Genomic DNA, 12,113 nt, shown 5'->3' with positions numbered 1-12,113 from the left:
GCGAGAACACAGTGCCGACCTGCTGAGCCGAAGGAGCGGCGCGCCCGATGCGGCACGACCGCGCCGTCGTCATTTCACCGCATAGACATCGTAGCAGGGACCGCTTGGTGGCCGCTGACCCGTGGCGATGGCGAGTGTTCGGTTTAGCCAAAGCAGCTGCGGCGCCGCGGTTTCGAAGCGCATGGTCGCGCGGAAATAATATTCGTCGGGTGACACGGCCTCGCCGCCGGCGAGACGCGCGAGAACGTCGCGCTGACCGGTGCGGATACCCGCATAGTTCACCTGGATCAGGGCGCCACTCGCCTCGCGCAAGGTGATGCGCACGTCGATCCGCGCGGTGCCGTCCGGCTCCACGCGCAGCCAGTCGGCGCCGATCGGCAGCACGGTGCCATTCAGCTGCGGACCTTCGAAGTTGCCGCCGGTGATCGCAATGACGCGCAGCTCATGGTCGGCCGCGCTGCCGACGTTCTCCGGCGCCGCGACCTCCAGCGTCAGGCGGAACAGGAACTCCGTCTCGATCGTCAGGCGCTCGGTCATGACTTGGTCCCCCATCCATGGTTTCGGTAAAAAGACGACAAGCTTCGGGTTCGGCGATCGGTCCTCAGCCATGCGCATCGTCGAGGCCGGGCCCGGCGGCCGCGCGCGTCGCCGCGTCGCGCAACGCGCTCGCGCTCACCACCTGCTCGCGCAGCTGCACGCGGGTGAGTGCGTGCTCGATGACGCGCCGCGTCCAGAGCTGGTCGGCCACGCGCCGCGCCGCGGCGGCATTGCCGCGCAGGAAGGCCAGCGCCTCCGCCTCCTGCCCGGGAAACCGTGCGGCTTCCTGGGTGAGCGCGGCCTCAAGGTCGCGCGCGGCGATGTTCAGGCCGAAGCCTTCGCCGAGCTTGCGCAACACCATCCGCAGCCGCAGCCGGCGCTCCGCCAGCGCGCGCAGCGTGGCGCCCTCGCTTTGGGGCGCGGTCTTCGCCAGCATCCGGTATTCCGCCTCCACCAGCGAGGGCGGCAGGCCCTGCGCCGCATCGGCATCGGCGAGGCGGGCGAGCAGCGCGTGACGCAGCAGCCGCACCGTCATGGCCGCGAACTCCTGGCGGAGATCATCGGCCAGCGATACGCGCAGCGCGGCGAGATCCGTCTGGCCGCAGAGCTTCGCGAATTCCTCGTCCAGCGGCGGCAATTCCAGGCGGCGCAGCGCATGGGCGCGGGCCTCCACCACCAGCTCGCGGCCGGCGAGCTCATCGGGCAGCGCGGCGGAGCGCAGCGGCGCGGTGAGGCTCACGCGCCGCACCTCGCCCGGACGTAGCCCCGCCAACTCCGGATCGAGGCCCGGCAGCGCGCCATCCTCGCCCAGGCGCCAGGCGAAGCGCTCGGCGCGCAGCGCCGGGTGCGGCGTGGCCGGCGGGAGGGTCGGCGAGAGCAGGCAGGGCGACGCCACGCGGAGGGTGAAGTCGACCGCGTCATGCGCGGTGCCGCCGACATAAAGCGCAGCGCGGATATGGGACAGCGCCGCATCCGCCCCGGCCTGCGCCGCCAGCGAGACCAGGGCGGGTGAGTCCGCACCATCGCCCGGCATGACGCGCGCGGCATGGGCACCGAGCGCGCGCGGCGCGGGGCCGGCAAACTCGTCGAGCGACAGCGTGACCTCGACGTCCTGCGGCAGCACGCCGGCGACGAGGCGGATGTCGGCCATGAGCGTGAACAACTGGCCCGGCGCCGCCGGCACCGCGTTCCGGGCGTCGAAGGCGAGCACTGCAGGGGTATCAGGCGTCACGCGCCCCTGGTAGCGCAGGTCCAGGTAGCCATGCCCGTCCGTCATGCCGCTGCCGGCGACACGCGGCACCAGCGTGCCGTGCGGCAGCAGCTCCCAATGCAGCGGCAAGGCCTGGCCATGTTCGTCGACACACTGGGCGCCGGGGTTGCGCAGGAGGTTCGGCGCGACCCAGGCGCTGATGTCGCAGGTGATCTCGTCGCCCGGCGCCGCGCCGGCATCGTTCAGCGCGTGCCAGACGCCGTGCCGTCGTCGCAGGGCCTGCAGCGCGGCATCGACCTCGGCGGCATCCGGCTCTGCCGTCACGCAATCGAGCGTGATCGTGCCGAGCTCAGGCGGCGTCACCTCCGGTAGCGCCTCGAGGCTGATCGCGACGACATGGGCGCCATCGGTCGCGCGCGGTTCGAGGGTGATGGAGGGGCGCGCCGCCGGCCTTATGCCGAAGTCACGCAGGATGTTGGCTATCGCGCGCTCGATCGCCTGGCCGAGGATGTCGGCGTGAATGGCGGCCTCTGAACGCCGCAGCATGGCGCTGCGCTGTGCCTCGGGCAGCGCCCCGTTCTGGTCGAGACCGGCGGCGAGTTCGGCGAGGCGACGGGCGCACTCCGTGCCGATGGGCCCGGGCGGCAGCACGACGCGGAAGCGACGCAGCAGGCCCTCGCGCGGCAGTTCGGCGATCTCCATGGCCGGCGTCAGCGTCGCATGTGCGGCATCAGCCGGCGGTGCCGCATCGATGCCTGGGCACACCCGGCAGCAGGCGCAGCCGGCCATGCCCGTACAAGGTCGTCGGCGGAAGGTGAGGGTGGATCAGCCATTCCCCCCCATCATGCGGCACGCCGAGCGGTTCAAACAACAAATCGAATGGCTCGCTGACGGGGGCGAGATATGGCGACGCGGTGCGGGTGAAGGTGCGCCGCATCGCGTCCTCAGCGCTGGCGCCAGGGCAGGCCCTCAGCCTTCCAGCCGGAGACGGTGCCGCGATGGCCCTCCGCATCGACCGGCCCTTCAAAGCCGGCGGCGATGTTGAAGGCGTGCGGAAACCCCGCCGCCTGCGCCGCCTGCCCCGCCGCGAGCGAGCGCGCGCCGGAGCGGCACAGGAAATAGATCTTCTTCAACGGCGTCAGCCCCGCCTTGCGCAGGTGCTCGGCGAAGGCGCCATTGACCTGCATGGAGGGGTAGACCTGCCAGGGGATCAACACCGGCTCCTTGCCCGCCGGCGCGAGGTCCGGCAGGCCGACGAAGTTCCATTCGGCGTCGGTGCGCACATCGACCAGGGCGGCTTCGGGATCGCTCGCCAGCGCCGCCCAGGCTTCGGTCGCACTCACATCCGGCACAGTGCTCATGGGACTCTTCCAACAACATCGGCCGGATGCGATGCCTGCCCCGGCTACTTCACCTCCACATAGCGCAGATAGGGCTTCTTGGCTTCCCACCCCTGGGGGAACAATTCGCGCGCCTTCTCATCCGTGATCGAGGGCGGGATGATGCCGCGCTCGCCCGGGCGCCAGTTGACCGGCGTCGCCACCTTGGTCCGGTCGGTGAGCTGGAGGCTGTCGATCACCCGGATGATTTCGTCGAAATTCCGCCCCGTGCTCGGCGGATAGACCAGGAAAAGGCGGATCTTCTTGTTCGGATCGATCACGAACACCGTGCGCACGGTGATCGAGGGGTCGGCCTCGGGGTGCACCATGTCGTACAGCGCGGCCACCTTGCGGTCTGGGTCGGCGATCATGGGGAAGTTCACCGCGGTCCCCTGGGTCTCCTCGATGTCGGCTTCCCACAGGCCGTGGCTGGTCAGCGGATCCACCGACAGGCCGATGACCTTCACGTTGCGCTTGTCGAATTCCGGCTTGAGGCGGGCGGTCTCGCCCAGCTCGGTCGTGCAGACCGGGGTGAAGTCCTTCGGGTGGCTGAACAGCACGCCCCAGGAACTGCCCAGCCACTCATGGAACTTGATGGTGCCCTGGGTGGTTTCGGCTTCGAAATCCGGCGCGACCTGGCCGAGTTGAATGCTCATGATGCTCTCCTCTTGGCGCACGATCGGCGCCGATGGCGGCATCCGGAGCGCGTCTGTGGCAGTATGTAAAGCACTGGGAATAGAATGGCCGCAAACTGGCCCGGGGGAGAACGCCATGCTCGGATTGATGCAGGATTGGCCATTGCTGATCCATCGGGTGATCGACCACGCGGCGATCCAGCATCCCCGCCGCGCCGTCGTCAGCCGCTCCGTCGAGGGCCCCATCCACCGCACCGACTACGCGACGCTGCGCACCCGCGCCCTGCAGCTGGCCAAGCGCCTGGGCATGGAAGGCATCGTCGAAGGCGACCGCGTCGCCACACTCGCCTGGAACACCTGGCGCCATGTCGAGGCCTGGTACGCGATCAGCGGGATCGGCGCGATCTACCACACGGTCAATCCGCGGCTGTTCCCCGAGCAGATCGCCTGGATCCTGAACCACGCCGAAAGCCGCCTCGCGCTGATCGACCTCACCTTCGTCCCGCTGCTGGAGAAGCTCGCGCCGCAGCTGCCCCACATCCAGCGCTTCGTCGTGCTGACGGACACCGCGAACATGCCCGAGACCTCACTGCGCGGCGCCGTTGCCTACGAGACCTGGCTCGCCGAGGCCGACGCCGACTACGCCTGGCACAGCCTCGACGAACGCACCGCCGCGGGGCTGTGCTACACCTCCGGCACCACGGGCGACCCCAAGGGGGTCCTATATTCGCACCGCTCCAACGTGCTGCACGCGATGACGATGAACGCCGCCGACATGTTCGCGCTCACCGCGCGGGACGTGGTGATGCCGGTGGTGCCGATGTTCCACGCCAACAGCTGGATCCTGCCCTTCGCGGCCCCGATGGCCGGTGCCGAGCTGGTGCTGCCTGGTGCCAAGCTCGACGGTGCCTCGGTGCACGAGTTGCTGGAGAGCGAGGGCGTCACCTTCTCCGCCGCGGTGCCGACCATCTGGATGATGCTGCTGCAGCACCTGCGCGCGAGCGGCGACCGCCTGTCCACGATGAAGACGGTTGCGATCGGCGGCTCGGCCTGCCCGCCGGCGCTGATCGACGCCTACCAGCGCGAATACGGCGTGCGCGTGCTGCACGCCTGGGGCATGACCGAGTGCTCGCCGGTGGGCACGCTCTGCTACACCAAGCCCGAGGTCGCCCATCTCGAAGGCCAGCCGCTGCTCGACCTGCAATCGACGCAGGGACCGCCGCCCTTCGGCGTCGAGATCACCATCACCGACGATGCCGGCACGGCCCTGCCCTGGGATGGCGAGGTGTTTGGGCGGCTGAAGGTGAAGGGCCCCGCGATCACGGCGGCCTACTACAAGGTGGACCCCGCCGGCATCCTCGACGCCGAGGGTTTCTTCGACACCGGCGACGTCGCGACGATCGACGCGAACGGGTACATGCAGATCACCGACCGCTCCAAGGACGTGATCAAGTCCGGCGGCGAGTGGATCAGCTCTATCGCCATCGAGAATTTCGCGGTGGGGCATCCAGACGTGGCCGAGGCCGCCGTTGTCGCGGTCGCGCATCCCAAATGGGATGAGCGGCCACTGCTGCTGGTGGTGCCCAAGCCCGGCACCAGCCCGACCAAGGCGAGCGTGCTGACCTACCTCTCCGACAAGATCGCGAAGTGGTGGATGCCCGACGACGTGCTGGTGGTGGACAGCCTGCCGCACACGGCCACGGGCAAGCTGCTCAAGACGAAGATCCGCGAGATGGTGAAGGACCACCAGCTCGGGTAAGGAAGTAAGGAGCCCTTACCCGTCGCGTTTTCCGCAAGCATCGGGCAATGAACGATTTTTGCCCCGCAAATGGGAATTCCTTACTTTCGGCGCCGTCCCGCGCACACCGCGCGCGGGATATCGCAGGACGGAACAATCCTAGAACAACGAGCGCGGAAAAGCCCAGTGAATTCACGCCGCCGCTCGGCCCTGCGGTGCACCCGCTTCGATCGCCCGCGCCCGCCCGTCTTCCAGCGCCATGACCTCGGCAAGAACGGCGCAGAGCCGCTGCCGGGTTGCCTGGCTGGCCAAAAGCAGCGGCAGGCGCGGCATGGCGTCGGCAAGCCCCAGTAGCCCGAGCGCCGCCTTCACCGGAATGGGGTTCGTCTCGGCGAACAGCACCGCGTCGAGCGGGGCGAGCCCGTCGCGGATCTCCGCGGCGCGATCCATATCGCGCGCGACCCAGGCCTGCTGCAGCGCGGCGCAGAGCGCGGGCGCGACATTCGCGCTCACCGAGACGCAGCCGGCCCCACCCATGGCGAGATGCGCGAGCGCCGTCGCGTCGTCGCCCGAGAGCTGCGGAAAATCCCGCCCGCACAGCGCCCGCAGGCGCGGCACCCGGGAGAGATCGCCGCTGGCATCCTTCAGCGCATGGATCAGCCCCGCCTCCCGCAGCCGCGCGATGGTCGCGTCCGCGAAGGCGACGCCGGCGCGGGACGGCACGTCATAGAGCATGATCGGCAGCCCCGACGCCGTCGCGATGGCGCGGACATGGGCGAACAGACCCTCCTGCCCCGGCTTCACATAGGGTGGCGCGCCGCACAGCAGCGCGGCGGCGCCGGCACGCTCGGCGGCCTGGGCGAGCTGGATAGCCGCCTCCGTGCAGGGCGCACCGACGCCGGCGATCACCGGCACCCGCGCGCCCACCGCCTGGGCGACCACGCGCACGGCACCCGCATGCTCCTCGGCGGTCAACGCCGGGCCTTCGCCGGTGCTGCCGCAGACGACGACACCGCTCGATCCGCGCGCGACGGCGCGTGCCGCGAGGCCGGCGAGTGCGATGGAATCGATCGCGCCATCCTCGCGGCGAAACGGGGTGACGAGCGCCGGGATCGAGCCGGCGAATCCGATGGCTCCGTGGGACACGGTAAGCTCCTGGAAAAAGGGGCTGGCTACGACGCGGCGGGCGTCGGCGCGCGGCGGCAGACGAGCATGAGCCCGCCTTCGGCCAGGGCGCGCAGCCGGATGCGCGTGAAGCCCAGCGCGTGCAGCCGCGCGGTGATGACGCGGGCGATGCCGCGCGCCGGTGCGCCGGGCAGCAGCACCGCCAGGCGTCCGCCCTGCGGCCGCTGGCCGAGCGCTCGGCTGGCGCAGGTCAGCACAGCGACTGCCTCGGCTTCGGTGGCGACGCGCGGGGCGACCACGACATCGGCGGGTTCGGGGTGCATCGAGGGCGTCACCGCCTCGATCGCGCCGCGGCAGCCATGCCGCATGGCGTCGCAGAGCAGGTCCACGCTGGCCGCGCCGACGATCAGGACGCGATCCTCAGGGCCAGCTTCCGCCTCGTCGAGCAGGCTGGCGGCAGGGGGTGGGTGGGCGGCGGAGCGCCTGGCGTGGGATGGGCGGGGCGAGGCGAGAGCGGCGACGGGCATGAAGTCCTCCTGCCCGACACCATGCGGCGGAAGACCATAAGCGTGCGATGCGATCGGTGCGCCGCCGATGTAGGCGTGGCGTAAAGACGCCTCAGGCGGCGATCGGCAGCGCCTGGGCGAGACCGGCCTCGCGCGCGATCAGCTCGTAGCTGCGCGCCCGCGCCACGGGGTCGTGGCAGGGCGAAAGGATCGCGATCTCCGCCGCGCCGACCGAACCGGCCAGCGCCTCCAGCCTGCCCAGCACCTGCGCGGGGGTGCCGATGATGGCCTGCTCGCGGAACTGCGCAATGCGGGAGCGATCGGCCGGCGTGTAGTTGTAGGCCAGCGCCTCCTCGGGGGAGGGGAGCGGAACGAAGCGGCCGCGGTCGCGCAGCAGCCGCGACAGCGCGCGCGAGGCGAACAGGTGTTCGGCCTCGGCCTCGGTGTCGGCGGCGAGTGCGAAGACGCCCAGCGCCGCATGTGCGGCCGGGAGGTTGCCGGCATCGGCGCGGAACTGCGCGTGGTACAATGCCAGCGCTTCGGCGCAGCCGCCGCCATCGGTGATGAAATGCGCGAAGCAATAGGGCAGCCCGAAATAGGCCGCGAGCTGGGCGCCGTATTCGCTCGACCCCAGGATCCAGAGCTGCGGGCGGGTGCTGACCGCGGGCTGGGCGGTGATGGCGGCGTGCGGGTGGGTGACCGGCAGCCCCTCTCCAGTCCAGCCGAGCAGCTCGGACACCTGGGCGGGGAAGCGGTCCTCCACCTGGCGCATCGCCATCGGGTTCAGCGCCATGGCGGTGCGGCCATCCGAGCCGGGCGCGCGGCCGACGCCGAGATCGATGCGGCCGGGCGCGACGGCCTCGAGCGCGCGGAACTGCTCGGCCACCTTCAGCGAGGCGTAGTGCGGCAGCATGATCCCGGCCGAGCCCACGCGGATGCGCCGGGTAGTCGCGGCGATGGCGGCGATCAGGATCTCCGGCGCGCTGCCGGCATGGGCCTGCGAATTGTGGTGCTCGGCGAGCCAATAGCGGGCATAGCCCCAGCCATCGGCCTTGCGCGCGAGGGCCAGGGTTTCGGCGACCGCGGCACCGGCGTCACGCCCGGCGGCGATGGTGGATTGGTCGAGGATGGAGAGGGAGAGCGCCATGCCTGCAAGGTGGCGCGGCCCTGCCCGTCCGGCAAGGCTGGCGCGGGTTCAGGAGACGCGGCGGATCGGTGTGGCCGCCTCCGGCGGTCGCGTCAGGAGACGCGGCAATTGTTTATCGCCGCGTCCCGCGGCCGGGTTCATGACACGCGGCGGATCGGTGTGGCCGCCTCCGGCGGCCAGGCCGGGCCGGTGCCGAGGCGGGCATCGAGGCCGCCCTGCGCGGTCGTGGCGAGGCGGCTGAGCTTGGCCACCACGCGGGCGATCTTGGCCTCCACCTCGCCCAGCGTGGCCGCCGCCGCCGTGTCCAGGCGCGCCTCCATCGCGGCCGGCAGCGCCTCGAGGGATTGCGATGCGGCGTCGATCCGCTGTGCGGCCTGATCGAGCAGGCTCGGATCCGCGCGCTGTTCCAGCGTAGCGATCAGGGCTTCCAGGCGCTCGGTCGCCGCGATCACGCCCTGGGCCAAGGCGGGGTCGGGGCGCGCGGCTTCGAGCCGGGCGATGGTGGCCTGCAGGCCGGCATCGGCGGCGGGCTGGGACAGCAGCGCCTCGGCCTTGTCGGAGAGGCTGTCGATGCGGTCCGCCTGGCGGTTGACAATGCCCGGCAGCAGGCACAGCGCCTCGGCCGTCGCGGTGTTGAGGCTCGCACTTTCGGCCAGGCGCGCATTGGCCTCGCGCACGGCGTCATGCATCTGGCGGCCGGCGGCGGCCGCCTCGGCGAGGCTGCGGCTGACCTCGGCGCCCTCGTGCTTGAGGCGCAGCATCTCCTCGGCGAGCACGCGCAACATGAGCGCGAGGCTTTCCGCCGGCGCGGCGAGCGGCGCCGGCGCGGTGGGCGAGGCCGGCGGCGGCGGGCGTCGCCAGCGCAATGCGGCGGCGAGGCGCGCGAAGGTGAAGCGGCCGGTGTCCGGCCCGGGGGATGCGACGCTGCGCGGATTGGTTTTCAATGCCGGACATCCTTGCGCGCCGTCCTGGCGCGATGGCCGATGATGGCCCGCGCCAGGTAAACGCCCGGTGAATCCGCGCGCGCGTCAGCCGAGCAGCGCGGCACTCCGCGCCAGCACCCGGTCGCAGAACGCCCCCGCCGCACCGAGATAGCCCGAGGGCTCGGTCAGCCGCGCGATCATCGCGTCGTCGATTTGCCCGGCGAGCGCGGGTTCCGCCTTCAGCGCCTCGGCGAGCGAGACGCCGGTCGCGAGCGCGACGTCGCAGGCGTGGTTCACCGCGTGATGCGCCTCGCCCCGGCCGAGCGAGGGGGCCAGCCCCATCATCACCGCCTCGCTCATGATCAGCCCGCCCGTCGCCTCGATGTTGGCGCGCATGCGCGCGGCGTCGACGACCATGCCCTCGGCGATGGTGCACGCCTGCACGACGGCCCCGTGGGTGAGGAGAAACGCCTGACCGATGGCGAGGGATTCCGCCTGCCACGGCCCGGTGCCGCGCTCCTGGTCCTGCGCCATCGCGGCCAGCATCTGCGGCACCAGCGCGTGCACGCTGCGGGCCTGGGCGATGATGTATTCGCAGGAGATGGGATTGCGCTTCTGCGGCATGGTCGAGGAGCCGCCGCGTCCGGCGACATGGGGTTCCGACAGCTCGGCGACTTCGGATTGCATGAGCAGGATCACGTCGGTCGCGAGCTTGGACAGCGCGCCGGCGACGAGGCCGAGCCAGCACACCGCCTCGGCGAGACCGTCGCGCGCGACGTGCCAGGGAATGTCCGCTTCGGGCAGGGCGAGTTCCTCCGCCAACGCCGCGCTGACCGCGAGCCCGTCATCGCCGAGCGAGGCCAGCGTGCCGGCCGCGCCGCCAAACTGCAGGCGTAGCGCGCGCGGCCGCAGCTGCTCCAGCCGCTCCAGCATCGCAAGAAGCGGCGCAAGCCACACCGCGCATTTGTAGCCCAGCGTGACCGGCAGCGCGTGCTGCAGGTGGGTACGCCCGGCCATCACCGTGTCCCGATGCTCGGCGACCCGCGCGGCGAGCGCCGCACACAGCGCGCGCAGGTCCGCCTCGATCAGGTCCAGCCCGTCGCGCATCTGCAGGACCGTCGCGGAATCCATGATGTCCTGCGTGGTCGCGCCCCAATGTGTCCAGCGCCCCGCCTCGGCACCCGCGAGTGCCGAGAGCTGGCGCACCAGGCCCACCACCGGGTACCCAGTGTTGCGCGTCGCCGCAGCGAGTGCGGGCAGGTCGAGGCGCGCCGCATCGGCGGCGGCGGTGATCTCGGCCGCCGCCTCGGCGGGCACGATGAGGAGTTTTGCCTGGGCCCGGGCGAGGGCCGCCTCCACGTCGAGCATGCGCTGCAGATACGCGCTTTCGGCGAAGACGGCGCGCATCGCGTCGGTGCCATACAGCGCGCCGAACACGGTCTGGTCGGCGGGGTTCACGGGCATGGCGGGGTGGCCTTCTTCTGCGATTGCGGCTTGGCGGCCATCATTCCGCGCCGAGCAGCCCAAGGATAGCCCGCCATTCCGCCACGCACGGGCAGCCCTGCCGGGTGGCGTCGGCCAGGCGCCGGCGCAGCAGCGGCACGGGATCGTCGGATGCCGGGTAGGGGCCGCGCGCGGGTGCGGCCAGCATGAGTTCGGTCAGCGCCACGTCGCCCGAGGTCGCGGCGCGGAACAGCGCGCTGCGGCGCTCCATGTCCGGCAGACGAGGGTCGGCGCCGGCGGCAAGCATGCGCGCGGCGAGCAGGCGTACCACCGCGCCGCTGCGCCCGCTCCAGGCGAAAAGCTGGTTCAGCGGCGTCGTCCCGCGCTGGTCCTGCTGGTCGAGATTGACGCCCGCCGCGATCAGCGCCGCCATCGTCGCATCCGCCGCCGGGACGAAGGGTGCGACGGCGAATGCCGCGTTCCGGCCGTAGCGGTTGACGCGATTGACCGCCGCGCCGCGTCCGACCAGAAGCGCGATGAGCTCGGGCGGGGCGGCCGCGCCCGCGGCTTCCATCAGGGCCGTCGCACCTTCGGCATTGGTCGCGTCCACGGCCGCGCCGGCGTCGAGCAGCAGCGTCAGCATGGCACGCACGGTGCCGGCGTCCTGGCTGCGCGCCGCCTGCGCCGCGGCCAGCAGCGGGAGCACGGGCGGATTGACCGGATCGACCCGGGCGCGGTGCGCCACCAGCAGGCCGAGCATCGCGACATCGCCATTCCACGCCGCGCTGACCAGGGGTGGATAGGCATAGGCGGACTGTCCGGCGCGATCAGGGTCCGCCCCGGCCTCGAGCAGCAGCCGCGCCGCCACCACGTCGCGCCGCGCAACCGCGTGGCCAAGCGGATACTGGCCGCGGGCATCTGCCGCCATGGCATCCTCGGGCGCCTGCGCGAGAAGGCCAGCCAGCGCTGCCGCGTCGCCCGCCACGACGGCGCGGTGCGCACCGAGACGCGGCCGGCAGGCGGCGGCATTGAGACGCGGCACCTCCAGTGCAGTTGCGATGCGCCGGGCGATGGCGCGCGGGACGGAGCCCGGCCCCTGCGCCGTGCAGTACAGGCGATACTCTTCCGCCGCCTCGGCCCGGGCCACGCCGTCCGTCGCGCAGGCCGCGCGCCGGGTCAGAGCGTCGGCGCGGTTGAGCCGCGCCGGCACGCGCGACGGCGCCGCCCGCAGCACCACGTCGAGCAGCAGGACTGCCTCGGCGGCCTCCCCGCAGCCGCCGGTCTGCTGCAGGAAGAACGCCGCGTCATTCGCGACCTCCGGAGGCGGCGCGCCCGGGGCGAACCAATCCGTGGTGTCGAGCGCGGCGCCGAAGGCAGCGAGTGCCGCACGGGCCCGCGGGACGTCGGGGGCGTTGCGGTTGCGCCAGACCCGCAGGGCGGCGTCGCGCGCGGCCTCCGCGGCGGCCGCCG

At 71.8% G+C, this 12,113-nt stretch carries 11 protein-coding genes; 1 reads left to right on the top strand and 10 read right to left on the bottom strand.

Going from position 1 to position 12,113, the window contains the following annotated elements; genetic code table 11:
* Positions 1 to 69: 69 nt before the first annotated feature.
* The 4 genes from GXW79_RS00055 to GXW79_RS00040 form a co-directional block, all read right to left on the bottom strand.
* Positions 70 to 537, bottom strand: a complete 468-nt coding sequence (locus tag GXW79_RS00055; RefSeq protein ID WP_211872172.1) for a DUF3237 domain-containing protein — start codon at positions 535 to 537, stop codon at positions 70 to 72.
* Between the two features lie 64 nt (positions 538 to 601).
* Entirely contained in the window at positions 602 to 2,536 is a 1,935-nt protein-coding gene (locus GXW79_RS00050) for a trigger factor (protein WP_211872171.1), read from the bottom strand.
* A 155-nt stretch (positions 2,537 to 2,691) separates the two neighbouring features.
* Entirely contained in the window at positions 2,692 to 3,108 is a 417-nt protein-coding gene (locus tag GXW79_RS00045; protein WP_211872170.1) for a rhodanese-like domain-containing protein, read from the bottom strand.
* Positions 3,109 to 3,152: 44 nt separating this feature from the next.
* Entirely contained in the window at positions 3,153 to 3,782 is a 630-nt protein-coding gene (locus GXW79_RS00040) for a peroxiredoxin (RefSeq protein WP_211872169.1), read from the bottom strand.
* A gap of 115 nt (positions 3,783 to 3,897) precedes the next feature.
* Between GXW79_RS00040 and GXW79_RS00035 the strand changes: the two genes are divergently transcribed.
* A complete protein-coding gene (locus GXW79_RS00035; RefSeq protein WP_211872168.1) occupies positions 3,898 to 5,520 on the top strand; it encodes a long-chain-fatty-acid--CoA ligase in 1,623 nt (540 codons plus the stop codon).
* Between the two features lie 171 nt (positions 5,521 to 5,691).
* On the opposite strand, the gene dapA is transcribed toward GXW79_RS00035, so the two are convergent.
* From dapA to GXW79_RS00005, 6 genes are all read right to left on the bottom strand, one after another.
* On the bottom strand, positions 5,692 to 6,645 hold the full coding sequence (gene dapA, locus GXW79_RS00030; RefSeq protein ID WP_211872167.1) for a 4-hydroxy-tetrahydrodipicolinate synthase: 954 nt from the start codon (positions 6,643 to 6,645) through the stop codon (positions 5,692 to 5,694).
* 26 nt (positions 6,646 to 6,671) lie between these two features.
* A complete protein-coding gene (locus GXW79_RS00025; RefSeq protein ID WP_211872166.1) occupies positions 6,672 to 7,151 on the bottom strand; it encodes a hypothetical protein in 480 nt (159 codons plus the stop codon).
* 91 nt (positions 7,152 to 7,242) lie between these two features.
* Positions 7,243 to 8,277 carry an LLM class flavin-dependent oxidoreductase gene (locus GXW79_RS00020; protein WP_211872165.1) on the bottom strand — a complete coding sequence of 345 codons (1,035 nt, stop codon included), beginning with the start codon at positions 8,275 to 8,277 and terminating at the stop codon, positions 7,243 to 7,245.
* A 137-nt stretch (positions 8,278 to 8,414) separates the two neighbouring features.
* Entirely contained in the window at positions 8,415 to 9,221 is an 807-nt protein-coding gene (locus tag GXW79_RS00015) for a hypothetical protein (protein WP_211872164.1), read from the bottom strand.
* An 84-nt stretch (positions 9,222 to 9,305) separates the two neighbouring features.
* The gene (pcaB, locus tag GXW79_RS00010) at positions 9,306 to 10,664 is read right to left on the bottom strand and encodes a 3-carboxy-cis,cis-muconate cycloisomerase (protein ID WP_211872163.1); all 1,359 of its coding nucleotides are present in this window, start codon (positions 10,662 to 10,664) and stop codon (positions 9,306 to 9,308) included.
* A 40-nt stretch (positions 10,665 to 10,704) separates the two neighbouring features.
* Positions 10,705 to 12,113 (bottom strand): ankyrin repeat domain-containing protein (locus GXW79_RS00005; RefSeq protein ID WP_211872162.1); only part of this gene is annotated, 1,409 nt, incomplete at its 5' end.

This window comes from Plastoroseomonas arctica (assembly GCF_018128965.1).
Lineage (GTDB): Bacteria > Pseudomonadota > Alphaproteobacteria > Acetobacterales > Acetobacteraceae > Plastoroseomonas > Plastoroseomonas arctica.
The sequence above is the reverse complement of the archived record's forward strand: the minus strand, read 5'-3'. Positions and strand labels throughout refer to the sequence as shown.

Coding starts and splice junctions, on each gene's coding strand:
- GXW79_RS00040 (WP_211872169.1), bottom strand. CDS start 3,782: ATGAGCATTCAACTCGGCCAGGTCGCGCCGGATTTCGAAGCCGAAACC.
- GXW79_RS00050 (WP_211872171.1), bottom strand. CDS start 2,536: ATGGCCGGCTGCGCCTGCTGCCGGGTGTGCCCAGGCATCGATGCGGCA.
- GXW79_RS00045 (WP_211872170.1), bottom strand. CDS start 3,108: ATGAGCACTGTGCCGGATGTGAGTGCGACCGAAGCCTGGGCGGCGCTG.
- GXW79_RS00020 (WP_211872165.1), bottom strand. CDS start 8,277: ATGGCGCTCTCCCTCTCCATCCTCGACCAATCCACCATCGCCGCCGGG.
- GXW79_RS00035 (WP_211872168.1), top strand. CDS start 3,898: ATGCTCGGATTGATGCAGGATTGGCCATTGCTGATCCATCGGGTGATC.
- GXW79_RS00025 (WP_211872166.1), bottom strand. CDS start 7,151: ATGCCCGTCGCCGCTCTCGCCTCGCCCCGCCCATCCCACGCCAGGCGC.
- GXW79_RS00055 (WP_211872172.1), bottom strand. CDS start 537: ATGACCGAGCGCCTGACGATCGAGACGGAGTTCCTGTTCCGCCTGACG.
- pcaB (WP_211872163.1), bottom strand. CDS start 10,664: ATGCCCGTGAACCCCGCCGACCAGACCGTGTTCGGCGCGCTGTATGGC.